This window comes from Citrobacter cronae (genome assembly GCF_016893685.1).
GTDB classification, from domain to species: domain Bacteria; phylum Pseudomonadota; class Gammaproteobacteria; order Enterobacterales; family Enterobacteriaceae; genus Citrobacter; species Citrobacter werkmanii.
Genome location: NZ_CP069763.1, coordinates 4,503,061 through 4,522,366 on the forward strand (window position 1 = coordinate 4,503,061; position 19,306 = coordinate 4,522,366).

At 52.1% G+C, this 19,306-nt stretch carries 19 protein-coding genes and 1 pseudogene; 10 read left to right on the forward strand and 10 right to left on the reverse strand.

All coding sequences use genetic code 11. The annotated features are described in order from the left end of the window. The first annotated feature begins 163 nt into the window (after positions 1–163). Complete coding sequence (locus JSN25_RS19630; RefSeq protein WP_087855922.1) at positions 164–898, forward strand: class I SAM-dependent methyltransferase; 735 nt, start codon at positions 164–166, stop codon at positions 896–898. Between the two features lie 70 nt (positions 899–968). After that, positions 969–1,052, forward strand: a complete 84-nt coding sequence (gene yohP / locus JSN25_RS22585; protein ID WP_087855921.1) for a small membrane protein YohP — start codon at positions 969–971, stop codon at positions 1,050–1,052. Positions 1,053–1,155: 103 nt separating this feature from the next. On the opposite strand, the gene dusC is transcribed toward yohP, so the two are convergent. The 6 genes from dusC to mhbT all read right to left on the reverse strand — a co-directional run bounded on the left by dusC (position 1,156) and on the right by mhbT (position 7,147). Continuing rightward, on the reverse strand, positions 1,156–2,100 hold the full coding sequence (dusC, locus tag JSN25_RS19635; RefSeq protein ID WP_087855920.1) for a tRNA dihydrouridine(16) synthase DusC: 945 nt from the start codon (positions 2,098–2,100) through the stop codon (positions 1,156–1,158). A gap of 61 nt (positions 2,101–2,161) precedes the next feature. After that, a complete protein-coding gene (locus tag JSN25_RS19640; RefSeq protein ID WP_085047880.1) occupies positions 2,162–3,355 on the reverse strand; it encodes a 3-hydroxybenzoate 6-monooxygenase in 1,194 nt (397 codons plus the stop codon). Positions 3,356–3,369: 14 nt separating this feature from the next. Then, a complete protein-coding gene (maiA, locus tag JSN25_RS19645) occupies positions 3,370–4,014 on the reverse strand; it encodes a maleylacetoacetate isomerase (RefSeq protein ID WP_204525753.1) in 645 nt (214 codons plus the stop codon). Between the two features lie 8 nt (positions 4,015–4,022). Further along, positions 4,023–4,724, reverse strand: a complete 702-nt coding sequence (locus JSN25_RS19650; protein ID WP_038641969.1) for a fumarylacetoacetate hydrolase family protein — start codon at positions 4,722–4,724, stop codon at positions 4,023–4,025. A 15-nt stretch (positions 4,725–4,739) separates the two neighbouring features. Continuing rightward, complete coding sequence (gene gtdA / locus JSN25_RS19655; RefSeq protein ID WP_038641971.1) at positions 4,740–5,777, reverse strand: gentisate 1,2-dioxygenase; 1,038 nt, start codon at positions 5,775–5,777, stop codon at positions 4,740–4,742. 11 nt (positions 5,778–5,788) lie between these two features. Next, positions 5,789–7,147, reverse strand: coding sequence for a 3-hydroxybenzoate transporter MhbT (gene mhbT / locus JSN25_RS19660; protein ID WP_204525271.1), 1,359 nt, complete (start codon positions 7,145–7,147; stop codon positions 5,789–5,791). A gap of 126 nt (positions 7,148–7,273) precedes the next feature. Here mhbT and JSN25_RS19665 point away from each other — a divergent pair. The 8 genes and pseudogenes from JSN25_RS19665 (at position 7,274) to preA (ending at position 14,228) form a co-directional block, all read left to right on the forward strand. Then, positions 7,274–8,181, forward strand: a pseudogene (locus tag JSN25_RS19665) (LysR substrate-binding domain-containing protein). Positions 8,182–8,303: 122 nt separating this feature from the next. After that, positions 8,304–8,702 (forward strand): CidA/LrgA family protein, encoded by a 399-nt coding sequence (locus JSN25_RS19670; protein ID WP_137347653.1) that lies wholly within the window; start codon positions 8,304–8,306, stop codon positions 8,700–8,702. Next, positions 8,699–9,394: a CidB/LrgB family autolysis modulator gene (locus JSN25_RS19675; RefSeq protein WP_038641977.1), complete on the forward strand. Its 696-nt coding sequence runs from the start codon at positions 8,699–8,701 to the stop codon at positions 9,392–9,394. Before JSN25_RS19670 ends, JSN25_RS19675 begins: the two co-directional genes overlap by 4 nt. 148 nt (positions 9,395–9,542) lie before the next feature. Further along, complete coding sequence (gene cdd, locus JSN25_RS19680; RefSeq protein WP_038641979.1) at positions 9,543–10,427, forward strand: cytidine deaminase; 885 nt, start codon at positions 9,543–9,545, stop codon at positions 10,425–10,427. A gap of 135 nt (positions 10,428–10,562) precedes the next feature. Further along, complete coding sequence (gene sanA, locus JSN25_RS19685) at positions 10,563–11,282, forward strand: outer membrane permeability protein SanA (protein WP_038641981.1); 720 nt, start codon at positions 10,563–10,565, stop codon at positions 11,280–11,282. 2 nt (positions 11,283–11,284) lie between these two features. Next, a complete protein-coding gene (locus JSN25_RS19690) occupies positions 11,285–11,524 on the forward strand; it encodes a DUF2542 family protein (protein WP_096756490.1) in 240 nt (79 codons plus the stop codon). 233 nt (positions 11,525–11,757) lie between these two features. Beyond that, a complete protein-coding gene (locus JSN25_RS19695; protein WP_204525272.1) occupies positions 11,758–12,999 on the forward strand; it encodes an NAD(P)-dependent oxidoreductase in 1,242 nt (413 codons plus the stop codon). Then, entirely contained in the window at positions 12,993–14,228 is a 1,236-nt protein-coding gene (gene preA / locus JSN25_RS19700) for an NAD-dependent dihydropyrimidine dehydrogenase subunit PreA (protein WP_038641987.1), read from the forward strand. Before JSN25_RS19695 ends, preA begins: the two co-directional genes overlap by 7 nt. 57 nt (positions 14,229–14,285) lie before the next feature. Here the strand turns inward: preA and mglC are convergent, their stop codons facing one another. From mglC to galS, 4 genes are all read right to left on the reverse strand, one after another. After that, complete coding sequence (mglC, locus tag JSN25_RS19705) at positions 14,286–15,296, reverse strand: galactose/methyl galactoside ABC transporter permease MglC (protein WP_003027393.1); 1,011 nt, start codon at positions 15,294–15,296, stop codon at positions 14,286–14,288. A gap of 15 nt (positions 15,297–15,311) precedes the next feature. Beyond that, positions 15,312–16,832 (reverse strand): galactose/methyl galactoside ABC transporter ATP-binding protein MglA, encoded by a 1,521-nt coding sequence (gene mglA, locus JSN25_RS19710; RefSeq protein WP_005129207.1) that lies wholly within the window; start codon positions 16,830–16,832, stop codon positions 15,312–15,314. Between the two features lie 70 nt (positions 16,833–16,902). Further along, positions 16,903–17,901 carry a galactose/glucose ABC transporter substrate-binding protein MglB gene (mglB, locus tag JSN25_RS19715; RefSeq protein ID WP_006683804.1) on the reverse strand — a complete coding sequence of 333 codons (999 nt, stop codon included), beginning with the start codon at positions 17,899–17,901 and terminating at the stop codon, positions 16,903–16,905. 292 nt (positions 17,902–18,193) lie between these two features. Beyond that, positions 18,194–19,219 carry an HTH-type transcriptional regulator GalS gene (gene galS / locus JSN25_RS19720; RefSeq protein WP_204525273.1) on the reverse strand — a complete coding sequence of 342 codons (1,026 nt, stop codon included), beginning with the start codon at positions 19,217–19,219 and terminating at the stop codon, positions 18,194–18,196. Positions 19,220–19,306: the final 87 nt, after the last annotated feature.

Consider the following 19,306-nt stretch of genomic DNA (forward strand, 5'->3'; position numbering starts at 1 on the left):
ATACAGGTAAGAAAAGATGCGCAGAGAGTACGACTTGTCGCTGTTACTTTTTTAGTTACGCGTGGCAATACATCTTTGGCAATAAAAATATATAATCAGAAAAATATACACCACACAAATAATACAGATTAAATAATTTTAATAATTTATAGATGGAAACCTTATGTCACAGAATATTTATGACGACCCGGAATTCTTTGCCGGATATGCCACGCTGGATCGTTCAGTAAAAGGACTTGATGGCGCACCGGAATGGCCAGCAATACAGGCTATGCTCCCCGCTCTGCAGGGTAAAAACATTCTCGATTTGGGCTGCGGATATGGCTGGTTTTGTCGCTACGCGCGCGATAATCATGCCGCCAGCGTCGTGGGGCTGGATATCTCACAAAAGATGTTAACCCAGGCGCATAATATGACTCACGGCAATGGCATCGTCTATCGCCGTGAAGATCTCGAAACGCTTACGCTCTCGCCGGCGTCTTTCGACCTGGCGTATAGCTCCCTTGCCCTGCACTATTTACACGATATTGAACGATTATTCGTAACGATTTACCAGGCATTAACACCGGGAGGCATGTTGGTTTTCTCTGCCGAGCACCCCATTTATACCGCACCGCTTAACCAGGGCTGGATAAAAGACAAAACCGGGCAGCTGTCCTGGCCAGTTAATCATTACCAACAAGAAGGCGAGCGTATCAGTAACTGGTTTGCTGAAGGCGTTAAAAAACAGCACCGCAAGCTGGCGACCTGGATTAACGCGCTCATTGCCGCCGGATTCGACATTGTGTGTGTTGATGAATGGGGACCCTCTGCTCAGCAGATTGCTGAAAACCCGGCGCTGGATGAAGAAAAAGAGCGGCCAATGGTGTTTCTGCTAAGCGCACGTAAACCCGCATAACAGCGCCACCAGGCAGAATAGTTGATACTTTCCTATACTCAATCTGAATTTACCAAAAAAAGGAAAGTTAATGAAAATTCTGCTGTGGATTATTCTAATTATTTTTCTGATTGGACTGTTGGTGGTAACCGGCGTGTTTAAGATGATTTTCTGATGTTGTCTTTTAGCCCAGGCCTGATAGCAGAAATGTCAGGCGATTATTCTCTCTGATGCCGGATGGCGGCGTAAACGCCTTATCCGGCCTACCAGAACTGACGTCAGGCGGTAATCTCGATGGCCTGAATCGCCCGAGCGATATCCGGCGAATTGTTTAACGCGCGAATCTCCTGAAACAACGCCGTGGCTTCTGAATATTCTTTACGCAAATACCCTAACCACTGCTTAATACGCGCCACATGATACAACCCCGTGTCACCCTGCTTTTCGAGACGGGTATATTTTTGCAGCAGCATCACGACGTCAGGCCACGGCATACGCGGCTCGTTGTACTTCACCACACGACTCAGATTCGGGATATTTAACGCACCACGACCGATCATCACCGCATCGCATCCGCTGATGGCCATACAATCCTGGGCGCTCTGCCAGTCCCAGATTTCACCATTTGCGATAACTGGAATGGTAAGTCGCTGGCGAATTTCACCAATCGCCTGCCAGTTAATATGCTCGGCCTTATAGCCCTGCTCTTTGGTACGGCCATGCACCACCAATTCGCTGGCGCCAGCCTGCTGGACGGCATCGGCAATTTCAAACTGCCGGTCGCTGTTGTCCCAGCCCAGACGTACTTTCACCGTCACCGGGAGAGGGTCCGGGACCGCTTCGCGCATGGCTTTTGCGCCGCGGTAGATAAGCTCAGGATCTTTCAATAACGTCGCGCCACCGCCGCTGCCGTTGACCAGCTTCGACGGACAGCCGCAGTTCAGATCGACACCGTACGATCCCAGTTCGACCGCGCGCGCGGCGTTCTCCGCCAGCCACTGCGGGTACTGGCCCAGCAGCTGTATGCGCACCCGCGTGCCGGATGGCGTGCGGCTGTTGTTATGCAGTTCCGGGCAGAGCCGGTGAAATACTTTTGCCGGCAGGAGCTGATCCACCACGCGCACAAACTCCGTGATGCATAGATCGTAATCATTCACTTCAGTCAGCAGCTCGCGCACCAGGGAATCGAGCACGCCTTCCATCGGCGCCAGTAAAACACGCATATCGTCACCCGCAAAAAAAGAGGCGCTATGGTAGCGCCTCCGTTCGGGAGATTAAAGAGGCTCAGCGCGGCAACAGACAGTTATCTTCTTTCCAGCCGTACAGCCACTCCATACCGCGATAAAACTCCGCCTGTGATTTACCTTTCCACAGCAGATTACGCACCTGGCGCTCGACGCCCGCGGCGTGATAAACGCGGCCCATTTCGCGCGTCGACCAGACAATCCGCGCCGTACGCGGAATGCGCACCGACTCATACAGGGCAAAGGCATCAGCCGCATCGCCGTCACACTGCTGTAACGCCTTACCAAGCGTGACGGCATCCTCCAACGCCATACAGGCTCCCTGCGCCATATATTGCGCCACCGGGTGCGCGGCATCACCCACCAGCGTAATGCGGTCGGTACCCCATTTCTCGACCGGCTCGCGGTCAGCGGTGGACCAGCGCCGCCATGATGTCGGTTTATCCAGCATCTGGCGCGGACGTGGATGAATACCGGCAAAATAGGAGAGCACCTCCTCTTTACTGCCATCCTTCACGCCCCACTCTTCCTGCTGACGACTATGAAAGGTCACCACCAGATTGTATTGTTTGCCGCCGCGCAGCGGATAGTGCACCAGGTGACAGTGCGGTCCGGCCCACAGCACCGGCGCGTTAATGCGCAAATCTTCCGGCATATCATCGCAATCAATCACAGCGCGGTAGACCACGTGCCCGGTCACGCGTGGCGCATCGCCAATCAGAGACTGACGGACAACCGACTTCACACCGTCACAGCCGACCAAAATATCTGCCGTCCAGCTGTTGCCATGCTCGTCAAATACCGTCACGTCATTCTCGGTCTGGCGAATATCAACCACGTTAGTTGAAGTGCGATACTCAACGTTGGGATGAACCAGCGCCGCTTCCCACACAGAAGCATGAATATCCACCCGATGGATAACCGCATAAGGACCGCCAAAGTGATCGCGGAACGCCTGTCCGGTTTCAATACGCACGACTTCCTGCGCATTTACCGCATCCATCATGGTGATATGATCGGTAAAAACGGCGCGCTGGCGGGCAACCTCTCCCACGCCAAGGCTGTCGAGAGCAGAGAACGCGTTTGGCCCGAGCTGAATGCCCGCGCCGATTTCGCCAATCTCATGCGCTTTCTCCAGCAACATCACTTTGATTCCCTGACGGGCCAGCGATAACGCGGTCGCCGCGCCGCCAATCCCACCACCCACGATAATTGCGCGTGTCACTTTAGCCATTGTCGTTCTCCTTATCAGGCCGGAATTTTATCTTGTTGATTCTCGGGCGCGGCGGCGATAAACGCCGGAAGCTGGGTACAGGCATCATAGACCGCCTTACAGCGTGGATATGCGCTCAAATCGCAGCCCATACGTAGCGCGTTCGCCCATTGCGGGATCAGGCAGCAATCCGCCAGCGTCGGCGCATCACCCACGCAGAACGCCCCCAAATGACTCTGGCGCAGCATCTGTTCCACTGCGCTTAACCCTTGCTGGATCCAGTGCGCATACCAGCGTTTTTTATCCTCTTCACTGATCTTTAATTCGTCGCTCAGGTAGCGCAGTACCCGCAGATTATTCACGGGGTGGATATCACAAGCGATGGCATAAACAATTTCCAGCACCCGACTGCGCATCGGGAAGTCAGCAGGCAGCAGCGGCGACTGCGGAAAGTGGCTATCCAGCCAGTCGATTATCGCCAGCGATTGTCCAAGCGATTCTCCGTCGTCGGTCACCAGCGTCGGCACCAGCCCCACCGGATTCATCCGCCGGTAGGCCAGCTCGTTCTGCTGGCCGATGCGAATGTTGACGCCCACCGTCTGGTAATCGAGCCCTTTCAGCGCCAGCGCAATACGCACGCGATATGACGCGGAGCTATTAAAGAAACTGTACAACTTCATCATCCACCTCAGACAATCTTCACGGCGATGGGGGTTAAACCGTCTACGTTGCCGGTGATCACATCCCCTTTCACTACCGCCCCCACGCCTTCCGGCGTACCGGTGTAGATCAGATCGCCCGGCTGCAGTTCGAAAAATCCGGACAGATAGCTGATGGTTTCATTCACAGACCAGATAAGGTGGCGAATATCGCTCCGCTGATGATCGTCGCCGTTAACCTGCAGCCAGATAGGCGCATTGTTAACATCAGCGATTTCACTGGCTTTATGCAGCGGCGCGATGGGCGCAGAGAGATCAAACGCTTTGCCGATTTCCCACGGACGCCCCATCTGGCGCATCTCCATCTGCCTGTCACGACGGGTCATATCCAGACCGGTGGCATAGCCCCAGATATATTCGTGCGCTTTTTCCAGCGGTATATCGCTGCCCTTTTTACCAATCGCCACCACCAGCTCTATCTCGTAGTGATAGTTATCGGTCTGCGACGGGTACGGCAGTTCAAGAGTTTGACCAGCCGCCACCGGAACCACCGCGTCGGCCGGTTTACAGAAGAAGAACGGCGGTTCGCGATCCGGGTCAAAGCCCATTTCACGCGCATGTGCAGCATAGTTGCGCCCCACACAGTAAACGCGGCGCACGGGAAATTGTTCATCACTACCAACCACCGGAACGGTAACAGGCGCTTGTGGTTCGAATACGTATTGCGTCATTTTCTCTCTCCCAAATTAATAGCGTGCTTCACGGAACAACCCCAGCGCTTCCTGAACCGGTCTGTCCGAAAAACTGAATAAGACGGCATCTTCGCTGGCCTGGAACGACACACCGTGCCAGGTCGGCACCACGAAGATATCTTTTGGCGAAAAGTTGAAGGTTTCGTTGCCGATGGTGACCCGCCCGCTTCCTTCCACCACATGGTAGATAGTGCTGTCAGTGGTACGCGCCATCCGTGAAGAAAAGCCCTTCGGCAACAATTGCAGGAAGGTCCCCATTGACGGCATGGGATAACCGCCGGTTACCGGGTTCACGTAGCGCATCTTGTAACCATCCCACTCGTCGGCTTCGCCCATGCGGGTCAGGTCATGCAGCGCTTCACGGCTACGATCGTAGCGATAGTTGAAAATGGGCGATGAGTTACCCTTCTGATGACGCAGCGGCAACATGTTGGCCGCATAGCGCGGTAAATAATCCCCTTCCTTGCGCGTGACCGGCTGCTGATCTTCCGGGTAGTCTTCCGCAAAGCCGCAGCCCAGCAGATTCACCAGCGGCAGATCCAGACCGTCCAGCCACACTACCGGTTCGCTGCCTGGGTTGCCGTGATCGTGCCAGCGCCATTGCGGCGTCAGAATAAAATCGCCTTCATGCATCTGGGTGCGCTCGCCATCGACGGCGGTAAATGCCCCTTTCCCTTCGACAATAAAGCGCAGCGCAGACTGATTATGGCGGTGGCTCGGCGCAACCTCGCCCGGCATAATCAACTGTAATCCCGCGTACAGCGTCGGGGTGATGGAAGACTGTCCGCGCAGCATTGGGTTTTCCAGCACCAGCACGCGGCGAATCGCCTCTTTCGCGCCAATCAGATCGCCGCTTTCCAGCAGTAGCGGACGGATCTCCTGATAGTTCCAGTACGCAGGCGCGCAATTCGCGTTCGGCGTTGACGGCACCAGACGGTGCAACGACTCCCACAGCGGGGTCAGATTCTGCCCGGAAATATGCTGGTAAAACTGCTGACGGCTGTTCTTAACATCCTGATTCAGTTCAGACATAGGGATTCTCCTTATTCATTCACGATGCCTGCGCGTGGCAAGGCGTCAGGGACAGAGGCCGACTGGCGAACAACAACCGTCAGCAGCGTAAGCATCACCGCGCTGATGGCCGCCGGAACGGCAATAATGAAAAACAGGTTATCGAATGAGAAATTCATCGCCATCATCACGCCGCCGGAAAGCGAACCGACAATCGCGCCGCAGCGGCCAATGGCATTAGACCAGCTGACGCCCGTCGCCCGGCTTTGCGTCGGATAAAGGGTGGCGGTTAACGCATTGAGACCCACCTGAGAACCGCTAATCCCGATGCCGGTGCCAAAAATCGCCAACGCCATCAGCCACAGGCCGTTTTCGCTCAGGCCAATCATGACGATACATACCGCCCCCAGCGCATAGCTCACCGCCAGCACGCGGAAAGGATTGTATTTATCCATCAGTACGCCCAGCGCCAGCGCGCCTAACGTACCGCCAATCTGGAAGGCCGCAGTCACCCAGGAGGCATGTTGCAGGTCGATTCCTCGATGGTTAAGCAGCGTTGGCATCCAACTGGAGAGCAGATAAATAATCAGCAGACTCATAAAGAACACCACCCATAACATCAGGGTAATGGGCAACTGTCGCCCGACGAACAGCTGGCGGATACTGCCTTTGGCAATCGCTGACCCTTCGTTGAGATAAAAATGGGTATCGTCATAACGTTCCCGGGTAATAGCGCTGACAGTTCTGGCAATCACGTTTTGCGGTAGCTGGCGACGAACCTGCCAGCGCGGGGATTCCGGTAGCGCAAACAGCAGGGCGACAAACAGCATGAGCGGCAAAACGCCTCCCAGCACCAGAATGCCGTGCCAACCAACAGCCGGCACCAGTTGAGCGCTGACGATGCCGCCCATAGCCGATCCGAGAGTGAAGCCGCAGAACATCATGGTGACCAATGCGCCACGCCGACGGGCAGGCAGGTATTCCGACGTCATGGTGATGGTATTAGGCATCGCGCCGCCCAGACCTAACCCGGTAAGGAAACGCAAAATAACCAGCGTTTGCAGATCGGGCGAAAAAGCAGAGATCAGACTCAGCGCGCCAAACAGCGCCACGCAAAGCTCAATCACCCGTTTACGGCCAAAACGATCGGACAGCGGGCCGCAGAGCAACGCGCCAGCAGTTAGCCCCAGCAGTCCTGCGCCAAAAAGCGGCGCCAGATCCCCGGCAGTCAATTGCCAGTGAGTGCGTATATCGGGTGCGATAAAACCAATCGCCGCGGTATCAAAACCGTCGAGCATGACGACCAGAAAACAGCAAATAATCACGCGCCACTGCGTCTTACCGACGGGGGCGGAATCTATTAGTGCTTGTAGATCACGTTGTTGAGTCATAGTGAATGCCTCAGTGCAGGTAGAGTAGATGTCTGTTTTGTTTTAGGTATGTTGCGACTTTGTATGTTTGGAGATGAAATGTACAATGGCTTTTCATGCAGAGGCATAACCTGGAGGTTATAGCAAATGGCTAACTGGGCACAGAAACTGAAGTTGCACCACCTGCAAACGCTGGTCGGCTAGGGGAACAGGGAAATTTGACTCACGTCGCCCGGATGATGAATATCACCCAGCCTGCCTTGTCCAAATGGTTATCACAGCTCGAAGATGAGATTGGCATCACGCTCTTTGAACGACATAGCAAAGGCTTACGCCCCTCCGAAGGCGGCAAGCTGTTGCTGCAACATGCTCAACGCCTGATCAATGATATGGAGCGTTCGCAGTATGAAATTGCCCGTTTCAAGCAAGGCGGTCTGGTGGGAAGTCTGAAGATTGGCTGCTCGCCGGTGGCGACCGACTGCGTTTCACAGGCAATACTGGGCTTGCTTACGGAGCTACCCACTCTGCATCTCAATATTGAAGAGAAAGTGATGACCCCGTTACTGCACGATCTGCTGGCGGGTTCAGTGGATGTCGTCGTCGGTCGCGTTGGCGGCCGGGCGCTTCAGCTGCCGCTTAATTACCAGGTGCTCTATACCGAGCCGGTCTGTTTTGTCGCCCGCCCCGATCATCCGCTGGCAAAATATCCCCTGCTCACCTGGAACGATCTGGCTAACTGGCGTTGGATTGTCTGGCCGACAGGCACCCCCATTCGGATTAGCATTGACAACGCGCTGGTCGATAATGGCGTAATGCTGCCGGAAAACACCATTGAATCAGCGTCGATAAACGTCAGCACTAACCTGCTGCAAAGTAGCGACATGGTTTCTATTCTTTCTCTGCGTCTGGCGCAGCGTTATGCCGCCCAGGGACAACTGGCTATCCTGAATCTGCCGAAGATTGAACAAAAAGGCAGCGTAGGCGTATTCTGGCGCAACAATGAAACGCCTACCACAGCCCTGAGTCGTTTTTTGTATTACCTGGCGCAGGTTTAGCGCGATCATATGCGCAATGTTCCAGACGTCTATTTCCTCTATGCTTAGAATTCATGATGTGATCGGTAGCACGTTTTGAAGTTTAATTGTATGATGAATCAGTCTCGTCAAGGGTTTCAATTATGAGCAAATCACTGAACATTATCTGGCAATATTTGCGCGCATTCGTCCTGATCTATGCCTGCCTCTATGCAGGTATTTTTGTCGCTTCGCTGCTGCCGATCACAATTCCGGGCAGCATCATTGGCATGCTGATTCTGTTTGTCTTACTGGCATTGCAGGTATTACCGGCAAAATGGGTTAATCCCGGCTGTTATGTCCTGATTCGCTATATGGCCCTGTTATTTGTCCCGATTGGCGTGGGGATCATGCAGTACTTTGATTTGCTCCGCGCACAATTTGGCCCGGTGGTGGTGTCATGCACCATCAGTACGCTGGTTGTTTTCCTCGTGGTGAGCTGGAGCTCGCATCTTGTACACGGTGAACGCAAAATTGTTGGCCAAAAAGGTTCGAAAGAATGATGACATATATCTGGTGGTCATTGCCCCTTACTCTCGCGGTGTTCTTTGGCGCACGTAAGCTGGCAGCACGCTTTAAAATGCCGCTGCTGAATCCGCTGCTGGTCGCGATGGTGGTGATTATTCCCATTCTGATGCTGACCGGAATTCCCTACGATCACTATTTCAAAGGCAGCGAGGTGCTGAACGATTTACTGCAACCTGCCGTGGTCGCGCTGGCCTATCCGTTATACGAACAGCTGCACCAAATTCGCGCACGCTGGAAATCGATAATCGCTATCTGTTTTGCGGGGAGCGTCGTGGCGATGGTTACCGGCACAACAATCGCCCTGTTGATGGGCGCCTCACCGGAAATTGCCGCGTCAATCATGCCGAAATCGGTCACCACGCCTATCGCGATGGCGGTGGGAGGAAGTATTGGTGGTATTCCGGCCATCAGCGCGGTGTGCGTCATTTTCGTCGGCATTCTCGGGGCGGTATTTGGTCATACTTTACTGAATGCTATGCGCATTCGCACGAAGGCCGCGCGAGGACTGGCAATGGGTACCGCTTCGCATGCCCTGGGAACCGCGCGTTGCGCAGAACTGGATTATCAGGAAGGCGCGTTTAGCTCTCTGGCGCTGGTCATTTGCGGCATTATCACCTCGTTGGTCGCCCCGTTTCTGTTCCCGGTTATTCTGGCAGTGGTCGGCTAACCTTCACTTTTTGGTTATTTATTTGCGATGCGTTGCACATTTTTCATTTAAGTTTCATAAGTTGCACACACAATGAGATTTGGATCACATATAAAGCCGTAACAGGCCCGTAAACTACGATTCCATTACATTGTTATGAGGCATCGCCATGCATCCACGTTTTCAAACTGCTTTTGCCCAACTCGCGGATAACTTGCAATCAGCCCTGGCCCCTGTTCTGGCGGATACGCATTTCCCCGCCATGCTGACTGCTGAGCAGGTCTCTTTGCTGAAACGCGAATCGGGACTGGACGAAGACGCGCTGGCATTCGCTCTGCTGCCGCTGGCTGCGGCCTGCGCACGTACCCCGCTTTCCAACTTCAACGTGGGCGCGATCTCTCGCGGCATTAGCGGCACCTGGTACTTCGGTGGCAACATGGAGTTCCTGGGCGCAACAATGCAGCAAACCGTTCATGCCGAGCAAAGCGCCATCAGCCACGCCTGGCTGCGCGGTGAAAAAGGCCTCGCCGCCATCACCGTTAACTACACCCCTTGCGGCCACTGCCGCCAGTTTATGAACGAACTGAACAGCGGGTTGGATTTACGCATTCATCTGCCTGGGCGCGAACCACACGCACTGCGCGACTATCTCCCGGACGCGTTCGGGCCAAAAGATCTCGACATCAAAACGCTACTGATGGACGACCAGGATCACGGCTTCGCGCTGCAGGGCGACGCCCTGACCCAGGCGGCAATAACCGCCGCCAACAGATGCCATATGCCATACAGCAAATCGCCAAGCGGCGTGGCGCTCGAGTGTAAAGACGGGCGAATTTTCAGTGGCAGCTATGCTGAAAACGCCGCCTTTAACCCCACTCTCCCACCGCTGCAAGGCGCGTTAAACCTGTTGAGTCTGAACGGTTACGACTATCCGGACATTCAACGCGCGGTGCTGGCAGAAAAAGCCGATGCGCCGTTAATCCAGTGGGATGCGACCTCCGCCACCCTGCACGCGCTGGGCTGCAACAATATTGAGCGCGTGCTGCTCAGTTAACTCATAAAGCCCGGTGGCGCTGCGCTAACCGGGTAACAGTGACTAAAATCCCCTCAATCAGACTGCTGTTTCTTGCGCTACGTCTTCCGGTACAGTAGCCTGATTGAAATTCCACCCAAATAACGAGTTTTCTGCATGTTAAAGCGCGTGTTTTACAGCCTGTTAGTCCTGTCAGGCCTGCTGCTGTTGACTGTGCTTGGACTCGACAGATGGATGAGCTGGAAGACTGCCCCCTATATCTACGACGAATTACAGGATTTACCCTACCGCCAGGTCGGTGTGGTCCTGGGTACGGCAAAATACTATCGAACCGGCGTTATCAACCAGTATTACCGCTACCGTATTCAGGGCGCATTGAACGCCTATAACAGCGGGAAGGTAAACTATCTGTTGCTGAGCGGCGACAACGCGCAGCAAAGCTATAATGAACCCATGACGATGCGTAAGGATCTGATTGCCGCAGGGGTCGATCCGGCTGACATTGTGCTTGATTACGCCGGGTTCCGTACGCTCGACTCCATCGTGCGTACCCGTAAGGTATTCGATACCAACGATTTCATCATTATTACTCAGCGATTCCACTGTGAACGCGCCTTGTTTATTGCGCTGCATATGGGCATTCAGGCCCAGTGCTATGCGGTGCCTTCACCAAAAGATATGCTTACCGTGCGGGTACGCGAATTCGGCGCGCGTTTTGGCGCACTCGCCGATCTCTATATTTTTAAACGTGAACCCCGTTTTTTAGGCCCACTGGTACCCATCCCTACCATGCATCAGGTACCCGACGATGCGCAGGGGTATCCGGCGGTTACGCCTGAACAATTACTCGAATTACAAAAGAAACAAGGAAAATAAGCATGGATGTACAAACCCTCTTCGTCGTGTTGGCCTTTCTGCTCATTCCTGTGTTTTGTTTCCGTGAGGCCTGGAAAGGCTGGCGCACCGGGGCCGTAGATAAAATTAAGAAAAATGCGCGCGAACCGGTATACGCTTATCGCCATCAAGAGCCCCTGCAATTTTGGTCCTATGTGTTGGTTTATGCCGGATGCGGATGTTTATCCTTCGGTATGGTTATTTACTTAATTTTCTATCGATAAAGATATTATTTTTATATTAGCGTTTGAGAATAGCTAATATTATGATAACGGTTACCATTTCAAAGTAAGGGATTAATGCTGCCCGCCAGCATTTCCCGCCAACACTCTTCTATTTGTGAATCCTTTCACAGAATACTCTTCCTGCAGTGCTTAGCCTTAAGAATAGCCTTTCGATTTTTATATTTTATTATTAACGGTTTGCCTTAATTTACTCACGCATTAAGGAAGAAAATATGCCACAACAAAATTATCTGGATGAGCTCACGCCTGCTTTTACGCCATTATTAGCCATAAAAGAGGCTTCCCGCTGTTTATTATGTCACGATGCCCCCTGTAGCCAGGATTGTCCGGCGCAAACTGACCCGGGAAAATTTATTCGCTCCATTTATTTTCGTAATTTTAAGGGTGCAGCCGAAACTATTCGTGAAAATAATGCACTTGGGGCAGTATGCGCCCGGGTATGCCCAACCGAAAAGTTATGCCAACGCGGGTGTACACGCTCAGGCATTGATAAGCCGATTGATATTGCACGTCTGCAACGCTTTATTACCGACTTTGAGCAGCAGACCGCAATGAAAATTTATCAGCCCGCCACAAAAACACGGGGCAAGATCGCCATCATTGGCGCAGGCCCGGCAGGATTACAAGCCAGCGTAACGCTGAGCAATCTGGGCTATGACGTCACTATCTATGAAAAGCAGGCCCAACCTGGCGGCTGGTTACGCTATGGCATTCCAGAGTTTCGTCTGCCGCATGCTGTTTTAGATAACGAAATTGCTCGTATCGTTGAAATGGGCGTAACCATCAAATGCAATTGTGAAGTCGGCAATGCCCTTTCCATTGAGCAACTCAAAACAGAATACCGCGCCGTACTGGTTACCGTAGGGATGTCTTACGGTTCAACGTTACCGCTGTTTGAGAAGGCCAATCACGTTGAAATAGCCGTCGATTTTCTGCAACGAGCCCGGCAAACCAGCGGCGATATTACCGTCGCGCAAAGCGCATTGATCATCGGCGGCGGCGATGTCGCGATGGATGTCGCCAGCACGTTGAAACTGCTGGGCTGTCCGTCAGTTACCTGTGTCGCCCGTGAAGAACTGGCCGATTTCCCAGCCAGCGATAAAGAGTTCAGCAGCACACAAGCGTTAGGGGTATCGATTATTGACGGTTTCACGCCTGTGGCGGTTAGCGGAAATCGGGTTACTTTTAAACACGTACGCCTGCCGGGAGAACTGACGCTTGAAGCCGAACATATTATTCTCGCCGTTGGTCAACATGCTCAACTTGAAAATTTCGCCGCGTTAAAGCCACAGCGCAATCTTATCGATACGGATAATTATCAAACCGCCGATCCCGCTTTGTTTGCCGCGGGCGATATTGTAAAAGGCGATAAAACGGTGGTTTACGCCGTGAAAACCGGAAAAGAAGCCGCTCAGGCCATTCATCACTACTTAGAGGGAGCTTGCTCATGTTAACGAAAGATCTTTCTATTACTTTTTGCGGCGTCAAATTCCCCAACCCGTTCTGCCTCTCTTCTTCTCCGGTGGGCAACTGCTATGACATGTGCGCCAAAGCCTATGACACCGGCTGGGGCGGTATTGTTTTTAAAACCATTGGTTTCTTTATTGCAAATGAAGTCTCTCCACGCTTTGACCATCTGACCAAAGAAGATACCGGCTTTGTTGGCTTCAAAAATATGGAGCAAATTGCCGAGCACCCGCTGGAGGAAAATCTGGCCGCTATTCGCCGGCTGAAACAGGACTACCCGGATAACGTGCTGATTGCATCGATCATGGGGGAAAATGAACAGCAGTGGCAGGAGCTGGCACGGCTGGTCGAAGAGGCGGGTGCAGACATGATCGAATGCAACTTCTCTTGCCCGCAAATGACCTCACATGCCATGGGTAGCGATGTTGGGCAAAGCCCTGAGCTGGTCGAAAAATATTGTCGGGCCGTTAAACGCGGCTCTTCCCTGCCGATGCTGGCTAAAATGACACCGAATATCGGTGATATGTGTGAGGTTGCGCTGGCGGCAAAACGCGGTGGCGCCGACGGTATTGCAACCATCAATACGGTTAAATCCATTACCAATATCGATCTGAACCGGAAAATTGGGATGCCGGTCGTCAACGGTAAATCCAGTATTTCCGGCTACTCCGGCAAGGCCGTTAAACCTATCGCCCTGCGATTTATTCAGCAACTGCGCATGCACCCTGAACTGCGCGATTTCCCGATTAGCGGCATCGGGGGTATAGAAAACTGGGAAGATGCCGCCGAGTTTTTACTGTTAGGCGCGGCCACGCTGCAGGTGACCACCGGGATAATGCAGTATGGTTATCGGATTGTGGAGGACATGACCAGCGGGCTGTCACATTACCTCGCCGATCAAGGATTTGACTCACTGGAGGAGATGGTGGGCCTTGCCAATGCCAATATCATCCCCGCTGAAGATCTTGACCGTAGCTACATCGTCTACCCAAACATCCATCTCGATAAATGCGTGGGCTGTGGTCGCTGCTACATTTCCTGTTATGACGGCGGGCATCAGGCGATGGAATGGAATGAGGAAACCCGAACCCCACACTGCGACACGGAAAAATGTGTGGGATGCTTGCTGTGCGGCCACGTTTGCCCGGTCGCCTGTATCGACCTGGGTGAAGTAAAATTTAAACCCGGAGAGAAAGAGCACGCGTTAACATTATAACGCGGACAAAAAAGGCCGGTGCAGATTGCGCTGCACCGGCCTTTTGGCGTTTTATCGTTACTTCTTACGCGCGTACTTCAGGGAGTCCAGCGCCACCGCGAAGATGATGATGCCGCCCTTAATAATGTACTGCCAGTATGGGTTAACGCCGATGTAAGTCAGCCCGTAGTTGATGACGGTAAAGATAATCACACCGGTCACCACGCCGAAGACGGTCCCTACCCCACCGCTAAACGAGACGCCGCCAACCACGCACGCCGCAATCGCATCCAGCTCATACATAAAACCGAGGTTGTTGGTCGCCGAGCCGATACGTCCTGCTTCCAGCAAACCACCGAAGGCATAGAACACACCAGACAACGCATAGATAATCAGCAGGTTCAGCGCGACGTTCACGCCAGACACTTTCGCCGCCTCTGGGTTACCGCCGATAGCAAAAATGTTTTTACCGAAGCGGGTCTTGTTCCACAGCACCCACACAAAGGCCACGGCAATCAGCGCATAGAAGGTGATATAAGAGAGTCGGAAGCTGCCCAGCGCGATAAAGCCCTGCGCAAAGGTAGAGAATCCGCTGTCAAAGCCAGAAATTGGCGATGCGCCGACAAAATCATAGTACAGGGAGTTGATCCCGTAGACGATGATCATCGTACCCAACGTGGTAATAAACGGCGTCACGTTCAGATACGCGATGATGATACCGTTCACCAGACCGATAATCGCGCCGATGACGCAAACAATCAGTACCACCACGATAATCGGCATCGTCGCCATTTCCGGGAATACCTTGTTGGCGTTCTCCATCGATTGCAATAAGGTTGCCGCCACCACTGCCGCCAGACCAACCTGACGCCCTGCCGACAGGTCTGTCCCTTGCGTCACAATCAGTCCGGCAACACCCAATGCGATAATAATACGCACTGAGGATTGCGTCAGAATATTACTCAGGTTGAGTAAACTTAAGAAAGTGGGATCCTGGAAAATAATAATTGCCAGCAAAACCAAAAGAACAACGTATATTCCGCCTTCTTTCAGATAAGTAAGAAAACTTTTCTTATTTAACGCACTCATGAGGAGCCCCTAATCTTAAAGGTGCAAAGACGCAAGACGGAGGATTTCGTTTTGCGTTGTCGTTTTAGTGTCAACAATTCCGGCAACGAGACCATTGCTCATCACCAGAATACGATCGGTAATACCCAGCAGCTCCGGCATTTCAGAGGAAATAATAATAATCCCCTTATCTTTTTTCGCGAGTTCGGCTATCAACTGATAAATTTCAAATTTTGCGCCGACATCGATACCACGTGTAGGTTCATCCAGCATCAGGATTTCTGGCTGCGTTAATAGCCAGCGGCCAATAACCACCTTTTGCTGATTCCCCCCGGAAAGTGAACCAATTTGTGTACGATGGCCCGGCGTTTTCACCCTCATAGAGTCAATCACCCACTGGGTATCGCTCTTCATGCGGGAATTATCCAGCAGACCGACTTTATTTTTATAGTTTTGGATATTGGAGATTAACGAGTTAAAACCAATGTCCAGATACGCATAAATACCGGTCGAGCGGCGCTCTTCCGTGACCAGTGCAAAGCCATGGTTGATGGCTTCATTCGCGCTGTGGTTATTAATTTTTTTGCCGTGTAACGTAATCGTACCCGATGATTTCTCACGAATACCAAAAAGCGTTTCAACGATATCAGTGCGTTTTGCGCCTACCAGACCGGCAATCCCGAGGATTTCCCCTTTGTGCAAATCAAACGAGACATCACGAATCGACGGCTGACGCAGCGAGGTCAGGTTACGCACTTGCAGAATCACTTCACCAGGTTTGTTTTCTTTATCAGGAAAACGTTGGTTCAGCGAACGTCCAACCATCATGGCGATGATCTTGTCCATATCCAGCCCTTCCAGCGGCTGGGTTGCGATCCACTGCCCGTCGCGCAGCACGGTAATTTCATCACACAGCTGGAAAATTTCTTCCATTTTGTGAGAAATATAAACAATACCGCATCCACGCTCTTTCAGCTTACGAATGATGGTGAACAGATGATTAACTTCTTTCTCGGTTAACGATGACGTCGGCTCATCCATGATGACGATTTTGGCATCGTAGGAGAAAGCTTTGGCAATTTCGATCATCTGCATTTGTGAAACGGATAATGTACCGACGCGCGCCCGCGGATCGATATCAATATCCAGCTCATCAAATATCGCTTTGGTATCACGGTACATTTTTTCCTGATCGACAAACATACCTTTGGTGGGATAGCGCCCCAACCACATGTTGTCCATCACGGAACGTTGTAATACCAGGTTTAATTCCTGGTGGACCATCGAAATACCATTTTCAAGCGCTTCTTTCGCCGAATGAAAATCGATTTCTTTACCCTGAAATAAAATACTACCGGAATCTTTTTGATAGATGCCGAAAAGACATTTCAATAATGTGGATTTCCCCGCGCCGTTCTCGCCCATTAAGGCGTGAATTGAATGCGGGCGGACCTTTAAATTAACGTTATCAAGAGCCTTAACGCCGGGGAAAGACTTGTTAATGCCGGTCATTTCCAACAAGTATTCGCCTGACGACTGAGTATGTGTGCTGACCATAAATATACCTTGTTGGCCTTGCAAAGCGCGTTATTAAGGGCGCAATGACATTGCGCCCATAGACGGAGATTTATTTATTAGTGAACTCAGCCAGATTATCTTTATCGACACCGACGTACGGAACGCGAACAATTTTGTTGTCAATTTTCCAGTTAGTGCCGTCTGCTGCGCCTTTGCCATCAGCCAGGTTTTTCGCCAAATCGAAGGTCGCTTTCGCCTGGTTGTTGGCATCGTTCAGCACGGTACCGGCCATGGCACCGGATTTCACCAGGGCCAGCGCTTCAGGCAGCGCATCCACGCCAAATACCGGTACGCTGGTTTTGTTGTGCGCTTTCAGCGCTTCAACTGCGCCCATCGCCATCGCATCGTTGTTGGCGATAACCACTTCAATTTTGTTAGCGTTCGGACCGGACATCCACGCATCCATCTTATCTTTCGCCTGAGCGGTATCCCACATCGCGGTATCTAACTGCAGTTGCTCAGTTTTAATGCCCTTGTCGTTCAGCTCTTTGATCACGTAAGTGGTACGTGCTTCAGCATCCGGGTGTCCCGGTTCGCCTTTCAGCAGAACAAACTGGATTTTACCGTCTTTATTCAGATCCCAGTTCGGGTTAGCAGCCCAGTGTTTAGCAATCAAGTCACCCTGAATAATGCCAGACTCTTTAGAGTCAGTACCGACGTAATACGCTTTGTCATAGCTGTCCAGCGCTTTACGAGAAGGTTCTTTGTTGAAGAACACGATCGGCACGTTCTGACCGCGTGCTTTTTCAATTACCGTGCCTGCAGCTGCCGGGTCAACCAGGTTAATCGCCAGTGCTTTAACGCCTTTTGCCAACAATACGTCGATCTGGTCGTTTTGTTTGGACTGGTCGTTCTGCGAGTCATTCATCAGCAACTGTACGTCAGGCGCCGCTTTGGCATCTTTTTCAATAGCCTTACGTACCACAGACATAAAGTTATCGTCGTACTTATAAATCGTCACACCAATGCGGGTATCAGCAGCGTGCGCAGCCGCGCCGAATAACATGCTTGCCATTACAGCAGACAGGGTCAACACCTTCTTATTCATGGTATCTCCGGTTTTGTTATGCAGGGTAGTACTTGAGATAAATGCTCGGCAGGCAGAACGTTACTGAAGTGTTACTGAACGCCGAAGCTCACTTTTAAAAATAATTCTTCCGTGCCTGGCAACGCTCCAAAAACTGGCTTTAATTTTTGTTTAAGGCACCAATACCTCGATGAAAGTGATTATTCACCGTTACATAGTAGTTACAGCGCAACAAACAGTGTCATCATAGCTATCGCATTGTTAATATACTGTGAATTTACTCACATATTGAAAGCGGTTACATAGTTCGACTTTATGAGTTAGTGATCAGTGCCGCATTCTGCCGCAATGCCACAGAATGACGACGCACCAGTGTCGGCATAAAGCAATGCGATGCCGCAGGATCTAACGTGCCCGCCGCGCCTTGCAGCGCAAGCTCCGTCGCCATTTTTGCCATTGAGGCGATGGGATAGCGCACGGTTGTCAGTTGCGGATCGGTGTAACGCGCAATGGGAATATCATCAAAGCCAATGATAGAAAGATGTAATGGGATGGCGATGCCGTTGTCTTTTAACGCGGTCAGTGCGCCCGCTGCCATGTTGTCGTTGTAGGCGAAGACCGCCGTCAGTTGCAAATTGCGCCCCAGCAGCTCCACCATGGCAGACTCTCCTCCCTGCATATCGGGCGAACCGGTACCGATCCAGCTTTCCGCCGCATCAATTCCTTGTTCTTTCAGGGCCGATAACCACCCTTCTTTGCGCATCGCATCATCTTCAATACGGTGGCTTGATGCCAGGTAACCAATGCGTTGATGACCATTATTCAGCAGCATGCGGGTCGCCATTTTGGCGCCGCTGATATTATCCAGGCAGACGCAACGGTGGGCGTAACCCGGAACAAGGCGATTGATCAGCACCATGCCAGGGATCTGATCCATAAACTCTGCCAGTTCCCGATCGCTGAGCGCTTTAGAGTGAACAATCAGAGCGTTACAGCGTTGGCGAATCAAAACCTCAATAGCATGACGTTCTTTTTCAGCCTCATGATAGCTATTGCCAATCAGGACATATTTCTGATGCTGCTGGGCAACCATATCGACAGCTTTAACCAGCGCGCCAAAAAATGCATCTGACACATCCATCACCACCACACCAATGGTGTCACTTACCTGTGTCGCCAGCGCCTGCGCATTGGCGTTAGGTCGATAGCCTAACTGAGTGACTGCTTTCATCACCGCTTCACGCGTGTCGGGACTCACCAGCGCACTGTTGTTCAGTACGCGGGAAACGGTCGCTACAGATACGCCAGACTGTCGTGCCACATCACGGATGGTTACCATATTCACTGCCCTGTTTTAGATTGCGGTTAGCCACAGACACCCCAGGCTGGGTATTTTGTCAGCACAATGAAACGGACTGCGTGAGTG

Excerpts from the sequence above, each read along its gene's own strand:
- JSN25_RS19630 (WP_087855922.1), top strand. The coding sequence starts at position 164 with ATGTCACAGAATATTTATGACGACCCGGAATTCTTTGCCGGATATGCC.
- yohP (WP_087855921.1), top strand. The coding sequence starts at position 969 with ATGAAAATTCTGCTGTGGATTATTCTAATTATTTTTCTGATTGGACTG.
- dusC (WP_087855920.1), bottom strand. The coding sequence starts at position 2,100 with ATGCGTGTTTTACTGGCGCCGATGGAAGGCGTGCTCGATTCCCTGGTG.
- JSN25_RS19640 (WP_085047880.1), bottom strand. The coding sequence starts at position 3,355 with ATGGCTAAAGTGACACGCGCAATTATCGTGGGTGGTGGGATTGGCGGC.
- maiA (WP_204525753.1), bottom strand. The coding sequence starts at position 4,014 with ATGAAGTTGTACAGTTTCTTTAATAGCTCCGCGTCATATCGCGTGCGT.
- JSN25_RS19650 (WP_038641969.1), bottom strand. The coding sequence starts at position 4,724 with ATGACGCAATACGTATTCGAACCACAAGCGCCTGTTACCGTTCCGGTG.
- gtdA (WP_038641971.1), bottom strand. The coding sequence starts at position 5,777 with ATGTCTGAACTGAATCAGGATGTTAAGAACAGCCGTCAGCAGTTTTAC.
- mhbT (WP_204525271.1), bottom strand. The coding sequence starts at position 7,147 with ATGACTCAACAACGTGATCTACAAGCACTAATAGATTCCGCCCCCGTC.
- JSN25_RS19670 (WP_137347653.1), top strand. The coding sequence starts at position 8,304 with ATGAGCAAATCACTGAACATTATCTGGCAATATTTGCGCGCATTCGTC.
- JSN25_RS19675 (WP_038641977.1), top strand. The coding sequence starts at position 8,699 with ATGATGACATATATCTGGTGGTCATTGCCCCTTACTCTCGCGGTGTTC.
- cdd (WP_038641979.1), top strand. The coding sequence starts at position 9,543 with ATGCATCCACGTTTTCAAACTGCTTTTGCCCAACTCGCGGATAACTTG.
- sanA (WP_038641981.1), top strand. The coding sequence starts at position 10,563 with ATGTTAAAGCGCGTGTTTTACAGCCTGTTAGTCCTGTCAGGCCTGCTG.
- JSN25_RS19690 (WP_096756490.1), top strand. The coding sequence starts at position 11,285 with ATGGATGTACAAACCCTCTTCGTCGTGTTGGCCTTTCTGCTCATTCCT.
- JSN25_RS19695 (WP_204525272.1), top strand. The coding sequence starts at position 11,758 with ATGCCACAACAAAATTATCTGGATGAGCTCACGCCTGCTTTTACGCCA.
- preA (WP_038641987.1), top strand. The coding sequence starts at position 12,993 with ATGTTAACGAAAGATCTTTCTATTACTTTTTGCGGCGTCAAATTCCCC.
- mglC (WP_003027393.1), bottom strand. The coding sequence starts at position 15,296 with ATGAGTGCGTTAAATAAGAAAAGTTTTCTTACTTATCTGAAAGAAGGC.
- mglA (WP_005129207.1), bottom strand. The coding sequence starts at position 16,832 with ATGGTCAGCACACATACTCAGTCGTCAGGCGAATACTTGTTGGAAATG.
- mglB (WP_006683804.1), bottom strand. The coding sequence starts at position 17,901 with ATGAATAAGAAGGTGTTGACCCTGTCTGCTGTAATGGCAAGCATGTTA.
- galS (WP_204525273.1), bottom strand. The coding sequence starts at position 19,219 with ATGGTAACCATCCGTGATGTGGCACGACAGTCTGGCGTATCTGTAGCG.